We start from the raw sequence: 23,589 nt of genomic DNA, 5'->3' as shown, positions 1-23,589 counted from the left end.
ATAAATTAGATATTTATGGCTCAGCAGAATAAGAAAGCACGAACGACATTGCAGGATGTCGCAGACAAAGTTGGCGTAACAAAGATGACCGTCTCGCGTTACATGCGCAATCCAGACTCAGTGGCAGAAAAAACACGAGTGAAAATTGCCGCTGTAATTGAAGAGATGGGCTACATCGAAAACCGTGCTCCGGCGATGTTATCGAAGTCTTCCAGTAAAGCGATTGGTATTTTGTTGCCTTCACTGTCCAACCAAATTTTTGCGTCTTTTGTTCAGGGCATTGAAACCGTCACTAAAGCTAATGGCTATGAAACACTGCTTGCGCACTTTAGTTATGACGAGTTGGAAGAAGAACGCAAAATCGCGTCGCTGCTTTCTTACCAAGTTGACGGTCTAATCCTAACCGAAAGCCACCATACTCAACGCACTTTGCAGATGATCAAAAACGCAGGCATTCCTGTGGTAGAGACCATGGAACTGCCAGAGCAGCCGATTGATATGGCGGTTGGTATGGACCACGAAGACGCTTCTTACAGCGTCGTAAAACGCATGTTGGAGTCGGGCAAACGGACGATTGTTTACTTCGGTGCTCGCTTGGATACGCGTACTAAATTGCGTATGCAAGGCTACGATCGCGCGATGACGGAAGCAGGATTGGAGCCAAAACACGTGCTAACGGGCGATCACTCAAGCTTTTCGTTGGCGCATGATTTACTGGAGCGCGCACTGGCAACCTACCCAGAACTTGATGGTGTATTTTGTACCAACGACGACATCGCGATTGGTACTTTGTTGAGTGCTCAGCAACGCGGCATCAAAGTGCCAGATCAACTTGCGGTGGTGGGCTACAACGCATTAGACATCGGGCAAACTATTAGCCCGAAACTGACCAGTGTGGATACACCGCGTTTCGAGATTGGTGAGAAAAGTGCCGAGTTACTGATTGCGCGCCTCAAGGGTGAAGAGCAAGCAGAGACCAAAGTCGACATGGGCTATCAAATTACGGCGGGCGAAAGCGTCTAACTCACACTTATTTTTCATCATTCGTTTCTGATAAGGACACGGGCATGCCACATCAACTTGATGCGTTAGATCTGAATTTAATGCGCTTACTTAAAGCCGTGGTGGATAACCGCAGTATCAAGTTGGCGGCGATGCAACTTGGCATTTCGCAGCCCAGCGCTAGTCGTGGTGTGATGAAACTCAAAGACGTGTTTGATGATCCGCTGTTTGTGCGTAAAGCGCATGGGGTAGAGCCATCCCCAATGGCGATTCGCTTAGCGGCGGAGTTCGATAACATGCTGTCGCCACTAGAAAAAGTAGTGCAGGAGTTTTCGGACTTTGACCCACTTGAATACCAAGGTCAGATTGCGATTGTGACTGACCCTTATTTGATGGATGAACAAGGTCAGCGTTTATTGCGCGGCTGCCATCAGGCGTTTCCTCAAGCCTCGTTCGCTTTCTCAAGTTGGAACATCTATTCCCAAGACGAGATGCTAGAGGGCGAGCACGACTACTGCATTCTCGACCAAGAAACCGAGTTGTCGAAAGACATCTACATGCGTCCGTTATTTGTTGAAAAGCGTGTGATTTTGGCGCGTAAAGACCATCCAACCTTGTCGCAAGTCAGTAATGACTGGGACACGGTGTCTGAATTGCCACTGGTTTCTTTGCCTGCACCAGCATCCTACAACCCGCTGTGTACGGTGGAATCGGAATATCGCCGCATGGGCTACGAGCCCGTTGTGCTGCTTAAGTCCTACAACTTGCGTGTCGCTTGCCAAATGCTGCTTGAGACCGATGCCATCATGTATGCCAGCCAAAGTACTGCACATTTGATGCACGAGCTTGCCTCTTATCCAATGCCGATGGTCAACCGAGAGTTCAGCCAATTTGTTGTTTCTGGAGGTTATTTACAGACCTACCGTAACCACCCATTGCACCGCCATTTGCACCAAGTGGTGCAGCAAACCCTCAATACGCCATTAACGTGATCGGATAGGCAAACTGTTCTTTGAGATATTCAAAAATGAATATCTCAATTACCTGTCTGTTTTTCTGAAGAAGAGCTAATCTGACTACAAATAGTCAGGAGAAGCGGCTCTTTTTATCTTATCAATTCTTTGAATGTCTGATTCTTAAAGGACATTCACCATTCTCCGTTATGCAGTTTTTTAATTTCTGGGGAGGATGAATCATGCTCATTGCACGTCTATTTTTATTGCTCGCCATCGTTGCCGAAGTTGCCGGTACCAGTACGATGTCGTTTATTGGTGAAAGTAATGCGTGGGAAGGCTATCTGGTGATGTACGTTCTGATCGCCATTTCCTATTACTTCTTGTCGAAAGCGGCAAAGAAAATCTCTATCGGTGTCGCGTACGCAACATGGGAAGGTTTGGGTATCGCCTTGATTACCCTGGTTTCTATTGTTTTATTTGATGCCAACTTAAGTACGCAACAGTTGCTTGGTTTGGCGCTGGCGGTGGTCGGTATTGTGTGTGTGACGCTCGGTGAATCACACGGTCAACCTCAACAAAAAGATGAGTTGCCAAGCTCATCGAATGCGAGGTGTTAATCATGAGCCAATTTTTTACTGTTTCATTTGGATTTGTCGTCATGGCGGCGTTGGTCGACATCATGGCGAACATGGCGCTGACTCGCTCTAAAGGCTTTAAGCACAGAGGGTGGGGCATCACTGCGATTGTCTTGGTGATGGCGGCGTTTACCTTACTTGCTCAAGCGGTAAAAGTGATCGACCTTGCGATCGCATACGCCTCTTGGGGTGCAATCGGTATCTTAGGTACCGCGATTGGTGGTGCTTTGCTGTTCAAACAAAAGCTTAAGCCGATTGGCTGGTTTGGTATTTTTGTGGTGATTGCAGCGGTTGTGGTGATGAAGACGGCTTGATGATTGAAAGTAATCAACGAAACAAAAAAGCGGAGTGCACAACACTCCGCTTTTTCTGTTTTTGAGGGGCTTCCCGACCTACACAATAAAGCTTGCGCCTTCTTCTGCGCTCGAAACGCTTTGACGAATCACGCTAAAGAAGCCGCGACCCCAAGTCTGTTGCTTGGCTTCAGTATCCATCTCTAACAGTTCACGACCAGTAACATCGCTTAGGTTATTCAGTTCACCAGTTTGGCAATCAACGCGGATGATGTCGCCATTACGCACCAAGCCAATCGCCCCGCCACGAATAGCTTCTGGAGAAACGTGGATTGCTGATGGAATCTTACCGGATGCACCCGATAGTCGACCGTCCGTCACTAGCGCGACTTTAAAACCCGCTTTCTGCACGTTGCCGAGAATTGGCATCAGTTTATGCAGCTCTGGCATGCCGTTCGCTGCAGGACCGTTGTGCGTCACGACCACGATGCAGTCTTGGTTTAGTTCACCACGTTTGTACGCAGCTTCCACTTCGTGTTGGCATTGGAATACGATCGCAGGCGCTTCGATGATGCGCTGATCTTCTTTCACCGCAGAGACTTTCACTACCGCTTTACCCAAGTTACCGTTGAGTACGCGAGTACCACCGGTGTTTTGGAAAGCTTGCGTTGGCGCAGCAATCACTTCGCCGTCTTGGCTGCCATCACATGGTGTCCAAGTCAGTTTGCCGTCGACTAGTTTAGGTAGTGTCATTTGGTCTTCGAATTCGCCGAATACCGGTTTCACGTCACGATGAAGCAAGCCTGACTCGTTCAAACGATGCAATAGCGCAGGTACGCCGCCCGCTTCTTGGAACGCGTTCATGTCAGCTGGACCATTCGGGTAAACGCGCGCTAATAGTGGCACTACTTCAGATAGGTCACTGATGTCTTGCCATGTCAGAATCAAACCCGCTGCACGCGCCACTGCCAACATATGGATAGTGTGGTTGGTGCTGCCGCCCGATGCCAGCAGCGCAACAATACCGTTGATCAGGCTCTTTTCAGTGACAACTTCAGACAATGGACGGAAGTTGGCTGAACCTGCATTCATTGCCGCAATTTTTAGAGCTGTGTGATCGGTCAGCGCCTTACGTAGCTCAGTATGTGGGTGGATGAATGCCGAACCTGGCAGCATCAAACCCATGGCTTCAAACACAAGCTGGTTAGTGTTTGCCGTGCCGTAGAAGGTACATGTGCCAGCTGAGTGGTAAGCGCGACACTCCATATCAAGTAGCGCGTCTTTACCTACTTCGCCCGCCGCGTATTTTTGGCGAACGTCGACTTTCTCTTCATTGCTGATGCCCGTTGCCATCAAACCTGCTGGCACAAATGTCGTTGGTAGGTGTGCGTAAGACAGCGCGCCCATCAATTGTCCCGGTGCGATCTTGTCGCAGATACCCAGAAGCAAGGTCGCATCGAATACGTTGTGGCTCAGTGAAAGCGCCGTTGATTGAGCAATTAAGTCACGAGAAAACAGTGACATGTCCATACCCGCTTGACCTTGAGTCACGCCATCACACATTGCCGGAACACAGCCAGCAACTTGCGCAGTGTGACCGTAACCAGACAGCACTTGTTTGATTTGATCAGGGTAGTGTTGGTACGGCTGGTGGGCACTTAACATATCGTTGTAAGCACTGATCAGCGCTACATTCGAATGCGTGAAATCCAGAATGCTTTTCTTTTCTGAAGAACAAGATGCCGCAACAGCGTGAGCCAAGTTACCGCAAGACAGACCGACACGACCTTTACCTGCTTCTGCTTGGACTTCAGTGCGAGCAAGAAACGCTGCACGCGCCTCTTGGCTGCGCTCAACTAAGCGTTGAGTAACGTCTAAAATTACTTGATGGGTCATGCCATTGCCTCGTCTTGCACTAGGATTAACTCAGCAGCATTCGACACAACGTCTTCGATGGTTGCATCAATGCTGACGAAAATGGTGCGAGGCTCATTTTCTGGGCGCTCTAGGGCTTCGAACTGGCTGTTGACCATGTTCTCTTTCATGAAGTGACCTTGGCGAGCACGCATACGCTCAAGGATCAGTTCTTTGCTGCCGTCTAGGAAAAGGAAGGTCACGTTCTCGTTGCCTTCGCGGATTTGGTCACGATAAATCTTTTTTAGTGCCGAGCAGACAATAATGCCGTGCTCATTTTTGCTTTCTAAGCTATAAGCAGCGTCGCGGATACGTTCTAGCCAAGGTTTGCGGTCGTCGTCGTTCAGAGGCTGACCTGATGCCATCTTCTGAATGTTTGCTCGTGGGTGAAGATCATCACCATCAATGAATTTACGTCCCAGCTTTTTCGCCAAGTGCTCACCAATTGTGGTTTTGCCACTCGCACAAACGCCCATAACGACGACACTACTACCAGCCATAACTTATCCTCATAACAAATTTGCGCGTGATCTCAATTTTTGAATTCACTTTAAAATATGGGTTTATCTTATTCATGTTATCGGTAACATGTTACCGGTAACTCAAATAAATGTGAACCACAACACAAACAATAATTTTTAAAGGTGAACCCATGGAACAGCTAACCCAAGCTCCAGACCCTACGTTCCTATTAACGATTGCAGTCCTCGCGATTGCGGCGTTACTTGTATTGATTATTAAGCTAAAAGTGCACGCTTTTGCTTCCCTAACTATGGTGAGTTTAGGTACTGCGATTGCGACTGGCGTTTCTTCTGACCAAGTTGTCCCAACCATGATGAGTGGTTTCGGTGGCACGCTGGCTTCAGTTGCATTGCTGGTTGGTCTTGGCGCAATGATCGGTAAGATTTTGGAAGTAACTGGCGGTGCGCAAGTGCTGGCAGATACTTTGATTGGACGCTTCGGTAAAGAGCGCGCACCATTTGCATTGGGTGTGGCTTCACTACTGTTCGGTTTCCCAATCTTCTTTGACGCTGGTCTAGTGGTAATGATGCCAATCATCCTAAGTGTGGCAGCGCGCTTTGGTGGTTCGCCAATCAAATACGCACTACCAGCAGCGGGTGCGTTTGCAGTAATGCACGGCTTTGTTCCTCCGCACCCAGGTCCAGTTGCAGCAGCAGAATTCCTAGGCGCAAACATTGGTCTACTACTTGTTGTTGGTATCCTAGTGGCTATCCCAACTTGGTACCTAGGCGCTTACCTATTTGGTCTGTACGCGGGCAAGAAATTCGATATCCCACTATCAAAAGCGTTCTTCAACGGTGAAACACAAGTTGATGAATCTAAGCTGCCAAAATTTGGCACAGTAATGACCATCCTAGTGCTGCCTGTACTGCTAATCTGTTTAGACACAGTACTGAACACGCTAGCGGTTGCGGGTGTGATTGATGGCAAAACAGCACTGGTTGAGTTCCTACGTATGTTAGGTAAAACGCCAGTAGCCCTTCTGATTACTCTGCTTGTGTCTCTTGCGGTATTCGCGAAAGACTACGGCATGGCAAAACTTGAGAAGCTGTGTGGCGACTCATTGGCTCCGATCTGTGGCGTTATCCTAGTAACAGGTGCGGGCGGCATGTTTGGTGGCGTACTGCGTGCAAGTGGTATCGGTGATGCACTAGCAGACGTTCTGACTGACACAGGTATGCCAGTGATCGTAGCTGCGTTTGTTATCTCTACCTGTCTGCGTGTTGCTCAAGGCTCAGCAACCGTGGCACTAACGACAACTGCAGCACTTATCGCGCCAGTAGTGGCAGCATCAACTGGTTTGAGCGAGCTAGACCTATGCTTTATCGTTATCGCGATTGCAGGTGGTGCAACAGTGCTTTCTCACTTCAACGACTCTGGTTTCTGGCTAGTATCTCGTCTACTAGAGATGGATGAGAAAACAACGCTAAAAACTTGGACGGTAATGGAAACTTTACTTGGTGGTATCGCATTTATTATCGTAGCAACATTAAGCTTTATTCTTTAGAGGTTACCCATGACAACACTTGAACAACGATTAAGAGAAATCAAAATCGTCCCAGTTATCGCAATCAACGATGTAGCACACGCTCTGCCACTGGCAAAAGTGTTGGTAGAAAACGGTTTACCATGTGCGGAAGTGACATTCCGCACTGAAGCGGCGGCTGAGTCGATCCGCATCATGCGTGAAGCGTACCCAGAACTGCTGATCGGTGCTGGTACAGTACTGACAACAGAGCAAGTGGACATCGCAATTGAAGCGGGCGTGGACTTTATCGTGAGCCCGGGTTTCAACCCAACGACAGTGAAATACTGTCAGCAACGCAAGGTGACAATCGTACCGGGTGTGAACAACCCAAGCTTGGTTGAGCAAGCAATGGAAATGGGTCTACGTACCCTGAAGTTCTTCCCTGCTGAGCCTTCAGGCGGCGTAAACATGCTTAAAGCACTAACGGCAGTTTACCCAGTGGAATTCATGCCAACAGGTGGTGTAAGCCCATCTAATGTGGAAGATTACCTAGCGCTGAAATCGGTTGTCGCTTGTGGCGGTACTTGGATGGTGCCAACCGCTATGATGGACAACGGTGATTGGGAAGGTATTGCTGAATTGGTTCGCGCGGTTAAGTAAAGCGCGCAAACGGCTCCGAAATTCCCCCGAACGTTTTAAAACGTGAATAGAAAAAGGGTCATCAAGTAATTGATGACCCTTTTTGTTTATCTGCTTAAATCAGCAAAGCGATTCACGCGTGATTAACGCATCGTTTACGATTACCCTTTATATCCAAGTCTGGAAATTTTTTGGAAACCTATTGATGGTCATGTATAAGAGCCGTTTTCCAGAAAAGACTAAAAAATCGATTAAACCTTGAGAAAATTTAATTCTGGAAAATCAATTTTCCAGAATTAAAAAATAGGGCCGATAGATCTCGTTGGAGTAGGGATTATAGAATTGATGTCAGTTTCCTGTACTTGGAAAGCTTCTGCGTTAACGAAACCACAATGGACTGGAAAGCGTTTATAGTGTGATGTGTTTTTGCTCCATCTCAACGCAGAGTACCCTGCCATAATACGATGTCCCACCCACCGTTCATCTATAAGCTTGTAGCCACTTGGTTTGTTTAAAAGTAAAAGGCTTCCCATGAATTGGAGCCATTGATCATTTGTTAAAAGCCGATTGCCATAACCGTGAAATGATCTACCACTCTCGTACAGGTTGAAGCCCATATTCCAATATCGACATAGCTCTTTAATAGCTTCTGACGCAGAAGGCGTAGAGCCTTTTGAGCCAAAGTCGATCATTGGAATGTGGTAGCACTCGTTGTTCACGAATACTTTTGAATGTACGGCTAATTCGCTCCCTGAATCTAGAGACATCAACATTTCAAGAAGTGCACTTTCATTCACTTGAGCGATTGGTACTAAAAATGTGGATCTGTGATCATTGAAAGATTGGGGAACATACTGATACCTACTCATCTCAAGTTGAGCATTACTATCTATCCAAGGAGCCAATACTTGCGCCACCCAAGCTACAGGGTGGCGGCTTAGCTTCATACCGTGGAAATTGTTACCTGCATGATTATCTAACATTTATCCCCTTTAACATATGGAAAAACTCCATTGAAAATTGGTCTGTCATTCCAGAAACAAAATCTATCACAAGGTGAGTACGTAAGTTCCATTCTACATCAAGTGGAATTTTAGAGAAACAACCGCTGAATTGTAAGTCAAAATATGCTTGGAACTCTTGCTTCAAGCAGGCGACTTGAGCATTCTGAATCTCTGAATCATCTAATTTTGTCTCTTTTAAAGACTCTGTATCCTTAGAATGTTGTTTCAAGCACTCTTCTTTTAAGGTTGGAATAGATCTACCCATGATTGCACATTTATAGGCATTTAAGTGCTTTTCAGGTAAACGATTGAATAGTCTGCGGTGAATATTTAAGTTGTTGCGCTTGATGTCTTTGTGTTCGTTATTAATAAGGTGTAAAAACTTATCTTTCTGTAAGCATAGAAGAGTTTGGTAATCCTTTAGAATGCCAGAGATAATAGAAAAACCTGATAACTCCATGCATTCTGCTTCATTAGAAGTGAACAGATACTTGCCAGTGTAAACCTTGAGCATATCAAGTAAATTATATTCGATAGTCCCTTCTGCTATGATTTCTTGGGTAGCCTTTGAATTGACGAAGTTGTCATAGTTATCTACAAATTTTTTTGCTACTTGTTTTACCAGAAATGTTGAAAGAGATGTCTTGAAGCGCAAAAATGGACCTATGGCATCAGCTGTTCCTGTAGTGAGCGTTAGCTCCAGTTTTTTGAGACTTTTTAGAAGATTATCGTCGTTACAGCTTTTGCGCAGTTTGGTTAGTCCTGTAACCATATCTTGGGCAAAATCACCTTCTCTAATTATTCCTTTTTCAATACCATCCTCAATATCACTCATACAGTAAGAAATATCATCAGACGCCTCCATTAGAAAGCCTAAAGGATGCCTACTATGGGCTGACATCCTTAGTTCATCCCAAGCAGCGTTTATTACTTCTGATTCTGTGTTAAAAAATCCGATTTTCTTACTAAAAGGAGCATCAGTTTTGGCTGTTTTTCTAGTACTTGGGCTGTGAGTGTATTTTAGAAATGCCGCTAGTTGGGTGTAGGTTAGGTTTAATCCAAACTGGCCGTCATCCCCCTGGAGTTTAGTGATAATTCTAAAACCTTGAGGGTTTCCATCGAAAGCTTTGAAATCATCCAAAGCCTCTAGGGTTTTATCATTAATACCACCTATTGATTGTTCTAGGCACTGTTTGGCGTCTTCTGATTCAGCCCATTGTATAATGGCGGCTTCACCAAAGTGGCCGAAAGGAGGGTTCCCAATATCGTGCATCAGGCACGCTGTTTCAACTATGTTTGACAGTGCAGTATCGTTATTCTGCCAAAACACTTTTTCTTTTGCTGGTAAATCACTGACCTGAATTGCTTTATTCACTTCAGCTACGATATATCTCCCAATATGGGACACTTCAATTGAATGAGTTAAACGTGAGCGTACTGCAGAGTTACTTTCGAGGGAGAATACTTGCGCTTTTTGTTGTAGCCTCCGAAAAGAAGCAGAATAAATTAACCTCGCTCTATCACTTTGCGTTGCATTTAAGTTGTCACTTTCTGTCGACTCGCGATGGCGACTTGATGTTATTAGTTGTTCCATCTTTTTCTTCCAGTTCTATGGATTTTATGTATGCAACAAGTTTACACCTTTCTTCGTGTGACATTTTACTTATTAATGTGGCGAGCTCAGCAGATTCTGTATCTTCACAAAAGAAGTAGTTCAAAGGTACACCTAGCTCATCCGCAATTAATTTTAGCGTTTGTACATCTGGTGTATGTTTCCCTTTTTCGTATTGGTTCATTCTCGGGCTTGCAGAGCTTTCATCCATACCTATTCGCACTCCCAAGGCTTTTTGGGAGAGTTTTGCTTTTTTACGCGCTTCTTTGAGGCGTAATGGGATGGGATTTTGGAATGACACTTATAGTTCATATCTTAAAGCTCAACATAACTAAGATTTTCTTAGTTTTACTGATTCCTGTATACTAAGCAATCCTTAGTTTTGGTGGTGTTAGTAATACATGAAACGTTCTATTAAGATCAGTGCAGAGATGTACAAGTTGTTGATTGAAGGAACATTAGATGGCTTTTCAGTAATTGAATTAAGAGATGAGTTTATTGTTCTAAAAGGCTCTCCTATTGATCCTGATGAAGCGCGCAAAAAGGTTTATCGACAAATCTTACGGTTTATAAAGAAAGGCTGGCTTAGAAGTGAAGGGAGCGGTCGTCAAAAAAGATACTTTCAGACAGACACCTTTAAATCTCTTAATGTGGAGCCAAAGTCAGGAAATGTAGATTGAGATTGATTCGAGCCGTGACTACTCGGTGTTAGTGAGTGAGTGCAATCAATGTAAAGGAGAACTAGAGATTGTTTTAGGTGAGATTGATGAATACCAGTCCCTCAAAGCTCGATTTCCTGAACTGGAACCCAAATTAATCACGCTTCTTGAAGAAGCAAAAGAACGTTCAGCGTACCTACTGGGAAAAGTTAATGGCTTAACAAATGTTCTGAAGGTTCTCTATGAAGGAAAACAAGCATGCTGAGAGCTTGGCAGAGAGAGTGTTCTGAGCGGGCATTAAGAAAGTTTAAAGATAATCATCGTCACTTCTTTTGCCAAGCCACACCAGGGGCTGGTAAAACTGTGCTTGCAGCCACGATTGCTTCAAGATTGTTGCAAGATGATATGATCGATCTTGTGTTGTGTTTTTCTCCATCTTTAATTGTTTCGAATGGCATAAAAAGAACCTTTTCGAACACTCTTAATTGCACTTTTAATGGTGGGTTAGGTTCAATTGGGCAGTCGCTAACCTATCAATCAATTCAATTTCTTCATGATGAATTTTGGCAAACTCTCCGTAACCGAAGAGTGTTCGTAACCTTTGATGAGATTCATCATTGCTCAGGTTCGGATGTAGAAAATGCAAATGTTTGGGGACAACAAGTACTTACAAAGATTCAGGGACTTGCCACCTACACACTGGCTATGTCAGGAACCCCATGGCGGTCAGATGCTTTGCCTATCGTGTTAGGTGAGTACAGTGATCCCGAGGGGCAGCTTCAGGTCGACTATCAATATACTTTGAAGCAAGCTATTGCTGATAAGGTTTGTCGATCTCCAAAGTTGGTCCTAGTAGACAATGAACATTTATCGGTAATCAGTGATGAAAAGGTTGAATCATTTTCATCAATACTAGAGATGCTCAAACAGACTAAAACCTCATACCAAAGTGTCATTCACAATCAAGAAGCGATGGAATACTTACTTGGTCTAGGGTGTAAAAAGCTTGCAGAGATCCGTTCTCAATCTCCAGATGCAGGAGGATTAGTTGTTGCGTCTTCCGTTCAGCATGCACAAAACATTGCAAAGATACTGTCTCAAAAGTACTCGCAAACCGTCTCAATAGTTACATACCGCCATGAAGAGCCTTTAGTTGAAATAGAACGATATCGTCAAAGTGATGCTCAGTGGATTGTTAGTGTTGGAATGATTAGCGAAGGTACTGATATTCCTCGTCTTCAAGTTTGTTGCCATATGAGTTCGGTCAAAACTGAATTGTACTTTAGGCAAGTGCTTGGGCGCATTCTCAGAGTAAATAGGCTGATAAACCAGCAAGCCTGGCTATTTACTTTTGCAGAGAAAAGCTTGATTGAATTTGCTGAACGGATAGAACAAGACATTCCTGAGTCATGTCTTTTTACCAAACTTGCCAAGCAAGCAGAATCTGAATTTGTTGATAACTATAGTCCACTAAATCAAAACAACTCTTTGTTAGGTGAAGAAGTCGTTAACTCAAATCTTATCTGGGGGAACATAACTAAAAGCGGCTCCGGTTCAGGTGGCTCGCCTAGCGCTGTTGATGACATTCGGTTAGGGATATTCAAACAGCGCGTCATTTCTGCTTTTTCGTAGTTCTTATTGATTACCGGCTTGGGTGGGTTGTTTTGATTTTTTTGTGGTCAAATCTTTATTTTTTTGTGGTAATTGTTGGGTGTTTTGGTGGTAACTTGATGGTTTTTGGTTTACCATTTTGAGATTGAAACCTAAACATGTAGGTTAAAATGGAAGATAAATTCATATTAAATTTGATAGATGTTGCCCTTAAGGGAGACAAATCTACAGCTCAAATGATTGTTAGAAAGTTGGCTTCAAAAGTTCGACAAGATAGCCCATCTCTATATGAGCAGATAAATAGAAAATTGGCTACAGATGCTTTAAGGAGCAGTAACGTTAGGCGATTGCCTCTACCTGTAGATGCAGATAGCAGACAAAGTTTGATCAAAGTAGAAGAGCCAGTGTCGATTCTGAAGGAGCCTATTTACTCTAAAGATGTTTCGGAAGCTTTTGAGCAAGTGCTATTAGAGAGAGAGTATAAAGATGCTCTTTTATCAGAGGGGCTACAGCCGACTAAGTCGATTATATTCCAAGGTCCGCCTGGAGTTGGTAAAACTCTTTCCGCTAGGTGGTTGGCAAATCAGTTGGATCTCCCACTATTAACCCTAGACTTAGCGACTGTGATGAGTAGCTTCTTAGGAAAAACAGGAAGCAATGTAAGGGCTGTACTCGAGCATGCTATGTCTTTTCCTTGCGTACTGCTGCTTGATGAGTTTGATGCTATAGCGAAACGTCGAGATGATGATCGAGAGCTAGGTGAGCTTAAAAGGCTGGTTACGGTATTTCTCCAGACTATAGATGAATGGCCTGCAACATCATTACTTATTGCAGCAACAAATCATGGTGAGCTTCTAGATCCAGCTATATGGAGGCGGTTTGATATGGAAATATCATTTACAATGCCTACAAAGGAAATGGTAAATGAGTACTTATCCAACTATTGGCAAGATGTTACTGATAAGAAAGAAGAATATCTCGATAAATTTGAAGGTATGTCGTTCAGCAATATTGATCGCGAATTGACCCAGAAAAAGCGAGCTAATGTAATTTCATCACTGACGCTTAGGAAGCTAGTTGGAGAAGATAATGTAAGTTATCACGAAGAGTTGAGTTTGGAAGAGAAGAAAGTAATGGCTGTAAAGCTTCATAAACAAGGACTTTCTCAAAGAGCTATCTCAAATAAGCTTGGTATTAGTAGACCAACGGTTAAAAAGTCTATTGAAGACTTTGGGGAAGGGTAAAAGTAATGAAGAACTTTATTATTGGCTATGGTGAATCGCTAACTAATTCTGTGGAAGTAAGGAGTGGTGGGGGTGACAAGAAGCATCCATACACTTTTGGTGAAGCAAGAGATAGATTGGTAAAAGACTTGTCTAGCGTCATCGAAGACATAGACTTAAAACCAGAGGCACAATGTGCAAACGGTGAGGTTGTAATAAAGTTCTTACAACACCCCTCTTACCTTGCCAAGTCCTATTACCCGACAAAGTTATTTAATCGATATGATATTAAGGATGTCAGCTCAAAATCCCAGCGTATAAAACCCGAAAAGTGGGCCGTTAAAAAGCACCCTGAAGAAGGGCTTACATCGTGTATTTTTGTGGCAGGAACTAAATCGAAGTTCGAAGCAATGTTGAACAGTATTCAGCATGACAACTTACCTGAGACTACAAAAGATATCATTAGATCAATCGAAAATATTAGTTCTATAACTCCTGATGAAAAGATCAAGCACATAGACGAGCAGAGTGATGAACTCAAGCTAGAGGTAGTGTTGCATGCCTCTGATCATGATGAATTAGTAAAACGTTCATTTAACGACTATTCAGCCTCCTTGGGGGGAGTTGTTGATTGGAAACGAGCTAAGACTGTAGGGGGACTGACTTTCTTGCCCGTGACTATTGGCACGGGTACAGAACAGGAATTGGCACAATTTTCTCATCTAAGGGCACTAAGGAGTATGCCTCAACTCAGGTTTAACCACCCTGATGTGCTGAGAGAGTCCCTGAAAGAAGCTTTTGAACTACCTCAGTTCAAAGCGTTAAATAATGATTTTAAGGTATGTATATTTGATGGTGGAATAGGCTCGGAACATATTCTCCATGATTGGGTGACAGAGTATATTCCATCAGATGTTACTCATGGGCACCCAAGCTTGTTAGCCCATGGCAGTGAAGTATGTTCTGCATTTCTGTTTGGACCATACGTAGATGGAAGTCCCCAAATGGGAGAACCATATTCTAAAGTGGATATTGTTCGTGTTTTATCAGCGACAGATACAGATCCTGACTTGTTTGATGTATTGACTAGAATAGAAGATGTTCTAAAGAAAAAAGAATATAAATACATAAACTTGAGCCTAGGACCAAGGCTAGCCATAGATGATGATGATGTTCATGTATGGACTTCGGTTATTGACAGACTTTTGCAAGATGGTCACTGCTTTGCCACTGTCGCTATTGGTAATGATGGTGAACTAGACGGTGAGTTTGCTCGGATACAGCCCTCAAGTGACATGGTTAACTGTTTTGCTGTTGGGGCGAGTGATTCTAAAAGTGATAAATGGGAAAGAGCTTCCTATAGCTGTATTGGGCCTGGTAGAAGCTCAGGTGTAGTTAAGCCTGATGGTGTTATTTTTGGAGGTTCATACAGTGAACTTTTCAAAGTTTATTCTCCTTTGACTCATTCGATTATTGGAACTCTAGGGACAAGCTATGCGGCTCCCTATGCTTTAAGAGTAGCGGCAGGTATTGATGCTATTACAGATTTTGACTTGAATCCCTCTACAGTCAAGGCGCTAATGGTGCACCATGCGAATCGTGAAGAAAAAGAGCAAAATGATGTTGGATGGGGGTTGTTACCAAATTCCCCTGAGTCTATTGTTGAGTGCTTAGATGATGAAGCTATTATCGTATATCAAGGTGAACTGAATAAGTCAGAGCATTTGAGAATACCGATTCCTATTCCTGAAGGGATTGACTGTACTTGGGTCCACCTAAAAGCAACTTTTTGCTTCAATGCGATCACAGACCCAGAACATCCATTACATTACACGAGAAGTGGTCTTGATATTGTGTTTAGGGGAAATGAGAGTAAGAAAAAAAGTGATACGGCTGATCATGCTGACTCCAAAACTTTTTTTTCTGTAGGTAACCTATATGAAACTGAAGAGGAGTTGAGGGAAGATGCACACAAATGGGAAACGTGCATATCAAGGTCGCAAAGATTTAAAAAAGACACTCTTTTAAACCCTGTATTTGATGTTAAGTATCATGCTAGGGAGCAAGGCGGAGATAGCCAAAAAGAACTGGAGCCACTTAATTACTCATTGGTTATATCTATTAGGGCGCAGGGGGATAACAATACTTACAACTTGGTTCTTCAGCAAAACCAGACTTTGCAAGCAGTGAAAGTTGCTAACAGAGTTCGAGTATAATCTCATAGTCTGTAAGTATAGTGGTTCTGAATTGCTGCTATTGGCGGCTTTTATGAGAAGTAAGCAGGGAGACTTCAGAATCTAACTCAGCAATCTTGTACTGATATTGCTGAATCATTAAGGCGAGTTGGTTATGCTGGCTCGCCATGTTAGCAAGCTGAGTTTTTAGATCGGTAACCTCGGATCGATACTTTTCTTTTAGTCTCTTTTCTTTTTTTAACTGTTCACGAAGATGTGAAATTTTTTCTTCATATAGCGAGCTATCTTTGTCGCAATGTTTTTTCTTTAAAGAGTGCTCTTTGATTTTCTGTACTACATCAGGGTAGTAATAAATTGAACCGCTACCCAACCCTGCTTCTTCTTCGACTGCTTTTACAGAGAGCTTTTGTGTAGAAGGTACGATTTTGGGCTTTCCTTGAACTATACGTTGAAGAGCCTCCTCTATTTTAGCTCTTGTTACACTAGAGTTGCCCATGATCTGCCCCCTTGAAGTCAAACTTTTTAAAAGGAATTTTAAAGTAGTGCATCACTCTTTCGGTGGCACGAATCTGGGTTATGTAGTGGCTTTCAATTGAAGATGTTAACTGGTTAATTGAATCTAAGTAAATAACTTGTTCTGACGCCCATTTGTGGCGATGTATCCAGTTTTGGGCTTTATCCTCGTCAATGAGTTGGTTTTCACACTTAAAACAGCTCGCAGGGGATGCAACTTTATCCATGCGACACTCATAACCGGCAAGGCAATATGAGTGAAGAGTTCCAACTAGATCAATGACTCCTTTTTCAACAAGCTCTTGAATTTGCTCTCTGGTTTTTAGGTCAGAAGGAATAGAACCACGTTCTTTCATTATTTCTAAACCTCTTTTGCCGTATAGCCTTTCGCTTGAATTAAACCAGCGATACACGTTATCTATGATCACCTCATTGGCGACGGATTTTATAAGCTCTTTTAGCTCGGTATCTTTTTCTATTCCCCTTAACTCTGCGGCCGTACTACCTTCTCCGTACCAATCAGTCGTTGGAATATCGAGGTGTTTGAACTGGTCTTTAACGGCAGTTAGAGAGCAAAGGTTGTGTCGCCGTACGAATACTGCATAAGTTCGGCGAAATTGGTGGGTTGTGACACGCCAAACTTTACCTAGTTGAATCTTTTTGTCAGCGTGCAGAGGATTTCTATTCGGGTTGATTAGCTTAAACTCATCAAGAACTTGCTGGTTAACAATTGCACCTGCCTCTTGAGCTATCAAGTCGAAGTGATACCTCAAGTGCCCCTCATACATTAATTTTGGCTCTTCACTTTTTCTTGATTGAGTTATCCAAAGACAGCTAGCTTCATGATTTTTCATTGGATTAGGGCTTGAAAATAATTCGACTCGCATGTGTCGTGTTAAGGCTTCTGCTAACTCAATAGCTTTGCCTGTAACAGGAGATGTAACCCACTCGGTCAATTGTCCTCTTCCTTGAGTCATTTTGTGGTGATAAGACTGAAGTGTGTAAATTGTTTTGCCATTGAATATTCGAGTTTTGAAACTATCAGAGTGGAGTCCATACAACTCATTTCTTCGCATTCCCGTGAATGCTGCACATAGAATGTAGCAAGCAGTCAATACTTTGCTAAACCAACCCTGCATGCGCGATGCTGTGGGGAGATAGTATTTTTCGAGAGGTGAACTAACTAAAAACGATTCAATAATGTTCTTGTATGGTACGGGTTTGGATTTATTAACTTCAATACGATAATCAGGAGAGTCGTAGTTCAACCATTTCCATGTACCAGAGTCTATTTTTTTTATCGACGAGCTTTTTCCCCATCGTATAATTGAGTCTCATCTCAGAAGCTAGTTCGCTTAGAAGCTCTTTATGGGGATGTAATTCTTCAATAAAATCAATGCACCAAAAGTATATCTTTTCCATAACTGATGTCGGCATGGCATAGAATTGGTCTGACCTACTTTTTGAGGGACAGCAGTATTCTGACGCGAGTTCTCCTGCCCCTTGGTCTGTAGGAAGTTCGAGTGAGAAAGGTAAATATTTGAATGATTTTTGCACTTTTCCGAGAGCTGCGAATATGTGCTGTGCGCTTATAAAGCTATAGTTCAAGGTTTGAATGTGATTGCAAAACTCATAAAAAAGTACGGGATGAGATAGGTGTGAAATGCTATCTAACTTCAACCTGTCTAAGTACTTGTAGGTTTGTGTCAACTTACTATGAAGTGCTATAAGAGAAGTTGGCTTCAGCGGTGACGAGCGACCTTGTCCGGCGGATGTGTATATCCAAATGAAGCAGATTAGCTTGAACTCATTAGCTAACGGTTGTGATGAGATGTCAGAAAACGTTATCTTATATTTGTTGGTAATTTTTCTATCAACATAAGCGGTTAGATCCCATTCTTCATCACCAAAAAAACTGACTGTGGCACCAGAAAAGTTCTTAGTGACTGGTATTTTGTAAAGAGACGATAAGTCATTTTTTTATATAGGTCAAGGACATGTAGATGCCCGCTTTGGTTTTCTTTTAGAACCGTACTACTCGGAAGCTCTAGTAATACTCTCATTATTGACTCCTAAAACAGATCATTAATCCCTTCTGGCCATAAACAATGTCGACCTTCTTTTTTAAGCTTATTTTGGGCTTTTCGTCGCACAGCAGGATCAACTTTAAAAATAGCCATTTCAATTTTGTCAATTAAGTCTCTAAAGTTTCTTTCGAATTGCTGTCGATTCGCGTGATTTGAAAGAGAGTCGTTAATAGCCTCTTTAAAACTCATCAAACACCAAATATCTTCCACTTCTTCGAGAATTACTTGGTTAGGGCAGCTAAAGCATTTCAAAATATCTGAGCAAGCTAAGTGCTCGACATCTAGATCTTTTGGACTGAAGTTCATTTTTCTTCTGTAATTGTCAGCTTGGGTACCAAAAGGGTCCTTGCAACCAGAGCCTATGATTGTCGCTTGTGGTTTCTTTTTAAAAGATGAGTATTTTTCTAGGAACTCCTCATATGGCAGTACCTCAACATCCAGTTGTTGTTTCGCATAATTTTTTGACTCAGCTAAGTTAGAGCAACGAGCAACAGCTTCTAGTGTGTGGGCAGCAGCCTGTAGCTGTTTTTTGTTTTCTATGGGACTACCGGTTGTATAGTGGCGACTTAATGTTTGGGGAGTGTTACCTAATAGGCTCGCTACCCCAACAGCATCTCCCGTTAAATCTAAGTAACGAGCACTACCTGAAGCTCTAAACCTTTTAGCCATTGGCCTCAGTGGTTTCCCGTAATCATCTATGGGGTTGAAGTAGTCAAGTAACCAGTTAGTTATGTCACGAAGATTTGAAGATTCAAGGGAGGTAGCTTTTCCTCTGCTGACTTTAAAAAACAGATGATCACTATTAGGTGCGATTAGGTTACTAAGCTCGAGAAGCTTGCTGATAAATCTCAATGCATGTTTAGGAACATGTTGACTGTTGTTTTCACCAATCGAGATGGTCACGTACTTATTAGCCCTAGCTTTGAGTACGCTTTGAGAATACACGATGTTCTTGCTCAGATCAGATTGTTTAAACTTCTTCATTTTCAGAATGGTAGTGCTATTTCCCCATGTGTAGTACGACATTAAGAAGTATCCTAGTGTAAAGCACTTGGTTATAGCCCCTGCGACTTGATAATTGCGTCCTCTAAGTTGAATAGACGCAAATTTATCTCTTGGCTGGGCGTTTAAGTAGAGAGGGAAATTGGATGTAATCTGTTTAAAAAGTTGATTAAACAGTGGTTGGATAAGCCTCAGAAGAGTTTTTAGTTCTGCGTCTGAATAAGCTTCTGTTGGATTTGACTCTCGGCGGAATAGACCATGAGGAGTGAACCATTTCTCGACGGGGTAACCTAAGAGCTTTAATAGGCACCGGATTGCACTATTATGCTTTTGTGCTGTATTGACTGGCATGCTTCCTAGCCTAACTTTTTCAATAAGATGCTGTTCCCAAGCATTCGTAGCCTCCTCTGATTCAGGGTTGAGCATCCGGCTGTCAGTAAAACTTACATATCGAGTTAAATCATGGAAATAACCAAATTTCGTCTGGTCAGAATATTCTTGGCTTCTTCCTAAGGTATCTACCCATTTGTGAATCAACTTGTCGCGGTTAGCAAATTTTGCCTTTTCAATTTGTTTTTTGGGGGGAACACCAAGGTAGCGAAATCGATTGAAATCAAATGACTGATATTTAGATATACCGATTTTGAGGCTTACTACCAATTCTGGATGGTGTGATATTTCATTCATATACTGCTTCCTCTAGTATCTGGTCTAAGAAACTAGTGGCATCCTGAACGCTCTTTTCTCTCTCAAGGTAGTCTACGTATTTCCATATGGTACTTTCGCTGTTGTGTCCCATCCATGCCATCATTTGGAGCACAGCATTCTTTTGTAGCCCATGTTCAAGCAATGATGATAGTCGGTAGGTACAATAGGTTGCTCTGAGGTCATGAGTCCTGTGCTTAAAAGCCATGGAATGTTTTAATTCTATGTTTTTTTTTAGTCGCCGGAAGGATTGCTGTACATTATTTGCGTTGAATGGAGTTCCATTTTTTGTAACGAGCAGAAATGAGCTTTCGTTACCTTTTAGGCGCTTCTTCCGCCTAATAGATGTTGCGTAAGAGTGGAGTAAAACAGCTAACTTTGCTGGGATTTCTACTTTTCGCTCTTTACTATATTTCGTAGTAACGCCGTTCGCTGGCCCTATCACAACTTCAGAGTATAAGCCTGTATTTAACTCATTGAGGGCAAGAGATTGTGGAAAAGTACAAGCTTCATTAATTCTCAGCCCAGAGTGAATTTGCAATAACTGATGTAATACAAACTCAATGCTAAAGTTAGTTAATTCAGAGGCATAAAGGCGAATACCCTCTTTACTTAATGGATTTAATGACTGAATGTTGGCGCGTTTGGGAACCTTAATACGTAGGTCTGTACTTGTTATAAGAAACCGAGGGTTTAGATGCCTCATCGTCCCCTGGTTTTGCACCTTAACTAACTCATACTCAAATGGTTTAGCATGCTCTGTCACATGTAAGAGTCGATGGGCAATACACCATTCATAAAATTTGATGACATGAAGCATGTACAAGGATGCGGTAGAAAACTGAATATCACCATTTCGAGCACTGCTGAGTAAATCATCATTTCTAAAGCGGTAAGTCGGACGTAGGTACTTCGTAGGTGGGAAATCATCCCATTTTAATTGTTTCGCTTCCAAAAACTGCCAGTACCGTTTGATTGCTCGAACTGCAGAGTTTAAGTCTTTTGATTTCCGTAGATTTACTAGATAGTTCATCCATAGGTTAACAGGCATCAAGTATTGATGAACGGAACCATAAAAGGTTGGAAAGCCTTTCAGTTAAATGGGAGGAATATCTGCTGATGCATGCGGGTATATTCTGGGAACATTTACTGGAGATGAGTCAACCACGTAAACCATAAAAAATACCCTCAAAAAAGATAAGCCTTTAATGAGGGTAGTTCAGTTTTCCAGACTATGAAAATCTACAGTTTAGTTTTCCATAAAAAGATCTACATAGTAACGAACTCTTCAGAGCCTGTTGGGTGGATAGCCACAACAGAGTCGAAGTCTGCTTTGGTTGCGCCCATCTTCATTGCTACACCGAAGCCTTGAATCATTTCATCAACGGTGAAGCCGATGCCGTGAAGACCAACAACTGTTTCTTCTTCGCCAGCACATACTAGCTTCATCTTACATGGTTGACGGTGCTTAGTAACCGCTGTGTACATCGCAGTAAAGCCAGATGTGTAGACTTTGATGTTGTCTTTGCCGTACTTCTCTTCTGCTTCTTGAGTCGTTAGACCGATTGTACCGATTGGTGGGTGGCTGAATACCACAGTTGGTACCAAATCGTAGTCCATCTTCGCGTTTGGTTTGTTGTTAAACAGACGCTCAGAAAGTTGACGACCCGCTTTCACAGCCACTGGTGTTAGCTCGATACCGCCTTCCATGATGTCACCCACACAGTAGATGCCTTTCACGTTCGTTTCTTGGTACTCGTCTACCTTGATGTAGCCACGATCGTTCGTTGCAACGCCAGTTGATGCTAGGTTGATAGCGTCAGTTGCTGGGTGACGACCGATTGCCCAGATTAGGGTATCAACGTTTTGGCTCTCACCGTTTTCTAGGTGCAGAGTTAGGCTGCCGTCTGCTTCTTTTACCACTTCTTTTGGCACAGAGTGGGTGTGCAGTGTTGGGCCTTCTGCGTCCATTACTTCTACTAGCGTTTCGATGATCATTGGATCGAAGCTACGTAGTGGTGATTCTTTACGAACGAATAGGTGCGTTTCTGTGCCAAGCGCATGCAGAACACCAGCGATTTCAACCGCGATGTAACCTGCACCGATCACTGCAACACGTTTTGGTTGCTCAGCAAGCTCGAAGAAGCCGTTTGAATCGATGCCGTATTCTGCGCCTGGGATGTTTGGAATTGTTGGACGACCACCCACTGCGATCAGGATGTGATCCGCTGTGTAGTGTTCACCGTTTACTTCAACCGTTTTCTCGTCAACAAACTTAGCAAAGCCTTTGATAACATTTACTTTGTTGTTGCCAAGAACACGATCGTAAGATTGGTGGATACGACCAATGTAAGCCTGACGACTCTCAACCAGTTTGCTCCAGTCGAAACCTTTTACATCTACATCGAAGCCGTAGTCTTCTGCGTACAGATTCATTGCTTCTGCAACTTGCGCGCCGTGCCACATCACTTTCTTAGGCACGCAACCAACGTTCACACAGGTACCGCCAAGGTCTTGAGCTTCGATAAGCGCTACTTTAGCACCGTACATTGCCGCACGGTTTGCTGATGCGATACCGCCGCTGCCGCCGCCGATACAGATATAATCAAAATGAGTCGCCATTACTTTCTCCAAGAGCTTATTAATTTTGTCTGACAACAACTACATTGGGGTGGTGAGTGATGAACTCAACATCCCAACGGAATTGTTGTTAATTCCATGTCCCTATCATAAATCGAGTCTAGCAATTTCCTAAATGGGAAAAAGTGACATTGCTTATGACAAATAGCGATGAAAGGATAGCAAAGCGGAATAAGGCGTTATTTCGCTTAGTGTTTTAGAAGTACTTTCATCGTGTTTCGAATGCTTAAACATCACGTTTAGACATTGGAAAGGAATGTATTCGAGAGATAAAAACGGTTAAAGACTTCTTCAAAATCTTCAGAAACTGTCTCCATCAACCATTCAAGTTGCATGATGTTCCCTTGCCAACGTTTAACGTTTGGAAAGTCACGGAACATATCGTGTCCGGTTGTTTTTTCCACCAACCATGCACGATGCAATATCGGCAACCAAGCAATATCCACTCGACTGAGTTCGTCACCAAAGAAAAACACGCTTGAGCCCAATTGCTTTTCCATATTAATCAGCGCTTTTTCAAAGACTGCCCAGTGCTGCTTAAACTCTGCCTCATCAACACTACGCATGGTGCTGCACTGCGGTACATATTGTTTGGAACCGTAGTTTGCCCAAGCTTCTAATAAAGCGATGTCTTCTGCGGAGCGAGGTTGGAGTAAGCCTGAATATTGCTTATCCAAATAGCTGACGATGGCATCAGCATCGAATAAGACGGTATTGTTTTCGGTGATCACAATGGGTGCTTTACCGTTTGGGGAAATGTCGAATAAGCAGTTATTGAAGTCGGCATATTCGACTTCAAACGGAATGTGCTTTGCTTTAAGCATGGCGGTGACATATTGAAAAAACGGACAAATTTTAAAACTGATGACTTTTAACATGGCAGAAACTCTGGATATTGAGAATGAATGG

19 protein-coding genes and 2 pseudogenes are annotated in these 23,589 nt (G+C 43.1%); 10 read left to right on the top strand and 11 right to left on the bottom strand.

Translation table 11 applies throughout. From position 1 onward, the window contains the following. The first annotated feature begins 15 nt into the window (after positions 1 to 15). From H735_RS18890 to H735_RS18875, 4 genes are all read left to right on the top strand, one after another. A complete protein-coding gene (locus H735_RS18890; protein ID WP_020196671.1) occupies positions 16 to 1,023 on the top strand; it encodes a LacI family DNA-binding transcriptional regulator in 1,008 nt (335 codons plus the stop codon). 44 nt (positions 1,024 to 1,067) lie between these two features. Then, positions 1,068 to 1,994 carry a LysR family transcriptional regulator gene (locus H735_RS18885; protein WP_020196672.1) on the top strand — a complete coding sequence of 309 codons (927 nt, stop codon included), beginning with the start codon at positions 1,068 to 1,070 and terminating at the stop codon, positions 1,992 to 1,994. 203 nt (positions 1,995 to 2,197) lie between these two features. Continuing rightward, on the top strand, positions 2,198 to 2,575 hold the full coding sequence (locus H735_RS18880; RefSeq protein WP_005430013.1) for an SMR family transporter: 378 nt from the start codon (positions 2,198 to 2,200) through the stop codon (positions 2,573 to 2,575). Between the two features lie 2 nt (positions 2,576 to 2,577). After that, positions 2,578 to 2,907 (top strand): SMR family transporter, encoded by a 330-nt coding sequence (locus H735_RS18875; RefSeq protein WP_020196673.1) that lies wholly within the window; start codon positions 2,578 to 2,580, stop codon positions 2,905 to 2,907. Between the two features lie 78 nt (positions 2,908 to 2,985). Here the strand turns inward: H735_RS18875 and edd are convergent, their stop codons facing one another. Continuing rightward, the gene (gene edd / locus H735_RS18870; protein ID WP_020196674.1) at positions 2,986 to 4,782 is read right to left on the bottom strand and encodes a phosphogluconate dehydratase; all 1,797 of its coding nucleotides are present in this window, start codon (positions 4,780 to 4,782) and stop codon (positions 2,986 to 2,988) included. Then, entirely contained in the window at positions 4,779 to 5,300 is a 522-nt protein-coding gene (locus tag H735_RS18865) for a gluconokinase (protein ID WP_005434599.1), read from the bottom strand. Before H735_RS18865 ends, edd begins: the two co-directional genes overlap by 4 nt. A gap of 152 nt (positions 5,301 to 5,452) precedes the next feature. Here H735_RS18865 and H735_RS18860 point away from each other — a divergent pair, with 152 nt between their 5' ends. Both H735_RS18860 and H735_RS18855 read left to right on the top strand, forming a co-directional pair. Beyond that, positions 5,453 to 6,829: a GntP family permease gene (locus tag H735_RS18860; protein ID WP_005434597.1), complete on the top strand. Its 1,377-nt coding sequence runs from the start codon at positions 5,453 to 5,455 to the stop codon at positions 6,827 to 6,829. Between the two features lie 9 nt (positions 6,830 to 6,838). Beyond that, positions 6,839 to 7,450, top strand: coding sequence for a bifunctional 4-hydroxy-2-oxoglutarate aldolase/2-dehydro-3-deoxy-phosphogluconate aldolase (locus H735_RS18855; protein ID WP_020196675.1), 612 nt, complete (start codon positions 6,839 to 6,841; stop codon positions 7,448 to 7,450). 275 nt (positions 7,451 to 7,725) lie between these two features. Here H735_RS18855 and H735_RS18850 read toward each other — a convergent pair whose 3' ends face one another. From H735_RS18850 to H735_RS18840, 3 genes are read right to left on the bottom strand one after another with little or no spacing between them, the layout of a single operon-like run. Further along, positions 7,726 to 8,412 carry a primase 1D-like protein gene (locus H735_RS18850; protein ID WP_020196676.1) on the bottom strand — a complete coding sequence of 229 codons (687 nt, stop codon included), beginning with the start codon at positions 8,410 to 8,412 and terminating at the stop codon, positions 7,726 to 7,728. Next, a complete protein-coding gene (dgt, locus tag H735_RS18845) occupies positions 8,402 to 10,027 on the bottom strand; it encodes a dGTPase (RefSeq protein ID WP_027726736.1) in 1,626 nt (541 codons plus the stop codon). The genes H735_RS18850 and dgt overlap by 11 nt, the downstream gene beginning before the upstream one ends. Beyond that, positions 9,978 to 10,346, bottom strand: a complete 369-nt coding sequence (locus H735_RS18840; protein WP_020196678.1) for a helix-turn-helix domain-containing protein — start codon at positions 10,344 to 10,346, stop codon at positions 9,978 to 9,980. The genes dgt and H735_RS18840 overlap by 50 nt, the downstream gene beginning before the upstream one ends. Before the next feature lie 100 nt (positions 10,347 to 10,446). Between H735_RS18840 and H735_RS18835 the strand changes: the two are divergent. The 4 genes and pseudogenes from H735_RS18835 (at position 10,447) to H735_RS18820 (ending at position 15,754) form a co-directional block, all read left to right on the top strand. After that, positions 10,447 to 10,969, top strand: a pseudogene (locus H735_RS18835) (hypothetical protein). Beyond that, positions 10,963 to 12,336: a DEAD/DEAH box helicase gene (locus H735_RS18830; RefSeq protein ID WP_020196679.1), complete on the top strand. Its 1,374-nt coding sequence runs from the start codon at positions 10,963 to 10,965 to the stop codon at positions 12,334 to 12,336. The pseudogene H735_RS18835 and the gene H735_RS18830 overlap by 7 nt, the downstream one beginning before the upstream one ends. 149 nt (positions 12,337 to 12,485) lie before the next feature. Then, positions 12,486 to 13,559, top strand: a complete 1,074-nt coding sequence (locus H735_RS18825; protein ID WP_020196681.1) for an AAA family ATPase — start codon at positions 12,486 to 12,488, stop codon at positions 13,557 to 13,559. A 5-nt stretch (positions 13,560 to 13,564) separates the two neighbouring features. Next, entirely contained in the window at positions 13,565 to 15,754 is a 2,190-nt protein-coding gene (locus H735_RS18820) for a S8 family peptidase (RefSeq protein ID WP_020196682.1), read from the top strand. 37 nt (positions 15,755 to 15,791) lie between these two features. On the opposite strand, the gene H735_RS18815 is transcribed toward H735_RS18820, so the two are convergent. From H735_RS18815 to H735_RS18790, 6 genes and pseudogenes are all read right to left on the bottom strand, one after another. Next, complete coding sequence (locus tag H735_RS18815; protein WP_020196683.1) at positions 15,792 to 16,229, bottom strand: hypothetical protein; 438 nt, start codon at positions 16,227 to 16,229, stop codon at positions 15,792 to 15,794. Beyond that, positions 16,216 to 17,514 carry an integrase gene (locus tag H735_RS31440; protein ID WP_202905996.1) on the bottom strand — a complete coding sequence of 433 codons (1,299 nt, stop codon included), beginning with the start codon at positions 17,512 to 17,514 and terminating at the stop codon, positions 16,216 to 16,218. Before H735_RS31440 ends, H735_RS18815 begins: the two co-directional genes overlap by 14 nt. Positions 17,515 to 18,318: 804 nt before the next feature. Beyond that, a complete protein-coding gene (locus tag H735_RS18805; protein WP_020196685.1) occupies positions 18,319 to 20,022 on the bottom strand; it encodes a hypothetical protein in 1,704 nt (567 codons plus the stop codon). Continuing rightward, positions 20,015 to 21,217, bottom strand: a pseudogene (locus H735_RS18800) (tyrosine-type recombinase/integrase). The gene H735_RS18805 and the pseudogene H735_RS18800 overlap by 8 nt, the downstream one beginning before the upstream one ends. Positions 21,218 to 21,309: 92 nt before the next feature. After that, positions 21,310 to 22,662 carry a glutathione-disulfide reductase gene (gorA, locus tag H735_RS18795; RefSeq protein WP_005449016.1) on the bottom strand — a complete coding sequence of 451 codons (1,353 nt, stop codon included), beginning with the start codon at positions 22,660 to 22,662 and terminating at the stop codon, positions 21,310 to 21,312. A gap of 257 nt (positions 22,663 to 22,919) precedes the next feature. Beyond that, positions 22,920 to 23,558 carry a glutathione S-transferase family protein gene (locus tag H735_RS18790; protein ID WP_020196687.1) on the bottom strand — a complete coding sequence of 213 codons (639 nt, stop codon included), beginning with the start codon at positions 23,556 to 23,558 and terminating at the stop codon, positions 22,920 to 22,922. Positions 23,559 to 23,589 lie beyond the last annotated feature (31 nt).

It is taken from the genome of Vibrio owensii CAIM 1854 = LMG 25443 (genome assembly GCF_000817815.1).
Lineage (GTDB): Bacteria > Pseudomonadota > Gammaproteobacteria > Enterobacterales > Vibrionaceae > Vibrio > Vibrio owensii.
The sequence above is the reverse complement of the archived record's forward strand: the minus strand, read 5'-3'. Positions and strand labels throughout refer to the sequence as shown.

Bases quoted from the DNA above. Each gene is read 5' to 3' on its own strand.
- H735_RS18815 (WP_020196683.1), bottom strand. From the start codon at position 16,229: ATGGGCAACTCTAGTGTAACAAGAGCTAAAATAGAGGAGGCTCTTCAA.
- gorA (WP_005449016.1), bottom strand. From the start codon at position 22,662: ATGGCGACTCATTTTGATTATATCTGTATCGGCGGCGGCAGCGGCGGT.
- H735_RS18825 (WP_020196681.1), top strand. From the start codon at position 12,486: ATGGAAGATAAATTCATATTAAATTTGATAGATGTTGCCCTTAAGGGA.
- H735_RS18805 (WP_020196685.1), bottom strand. From the start codon at position 20,022: ATGAATGAAATATCACACCATCCAGAATTGGTAGTAAGCCTCAAAATC.
- edd (WP_020196674.1), bottom strand. From the start codon at position 4,782: ATGACCCATCAAGTAATTTTAGACGTTACTCAACGCTTAGTTGAGCGC.
- H735_RS18790 (WP_020196687.1), bottom strand. From the start codon at position 23,558: ATGTTAAAAGTCATCAGTTTTAAAATTTGTCCGTTTTTTCAATATGTC.
- H735_RS18860 (WP_005434597.1), top strand. From the start codon at position 5,453: ATGGAACAGCTAACCCAAGCTCCAGACCCTACGTTCCTATTAACGATT.
- H735_RS18875 (WP_020196673.1), top strand. From the start codon at position 2,578: ATGAGCCAATTTTTTACTGTTTCATTTGGATTTGTCGTCATGGCGGCG.
- H735_RS18830 (WP_020196679.1), top strand. From the start codon at position 10,963: ATGCTGAGAGCTTGGCAGAGAGAGTGTTCTGAGCGGGCATTAAGAAAG.
- dgt (WP_027726736.1), bottom strand. From the start codon at position 10,027: ATGGAACAACTAATAACATCAAGTCGCCATCGCGAGTCGACAGAAAGT.
- H735_RS18855 (WP_020196675.1), top strand. From the start codon at position 6,839: ATGACAACACTTGAACAACGATTAAGAGAAATCAAAATCGTCCCAGTT.
- H735_RS18890 (WP_020196671.1), top strand. From the start codon at position 16: ATGGCTCAGCAGAATAAGAAAGCACGAACGACATTGCAGGATGTCGCA.
- H735_RS18880 (WP_005430013.1), top strand. From the start codon at position 2,198: ATGCTCATTGCACGTCTATTTTTATTGCTCGCCATCGTTGCCGAAGTT.
- H735_RS18865 (WP_005434599.1), bottom strand. From the start codon at position 5,300: ATGGCTGGTAGTAGTGTCGTCGTTATGGGCGTTTGTGCGAGTGGCAAA.
- H735_RS18885 (WP_020196672.1), top strand. From the start codon at position 1,068: ATGCCACATCAACTTGATGCGTTAGATCTGAATTTAATGCGCTTACTT.
- H735_RS18850 (WP_020196676.1), bottom strand. From the start codon at position 8,412: ATGTTAGATAATCATGCAGGTAACAATTTCCACGGTATGAAGCTAAGC.
- H735_RS18820 (WP_020196682.1), top strand. From the start codon at position 13,565: ATGAAGAACTTTATTATTGGCTATGGTGAATCGCTAACTAATTCTGTG.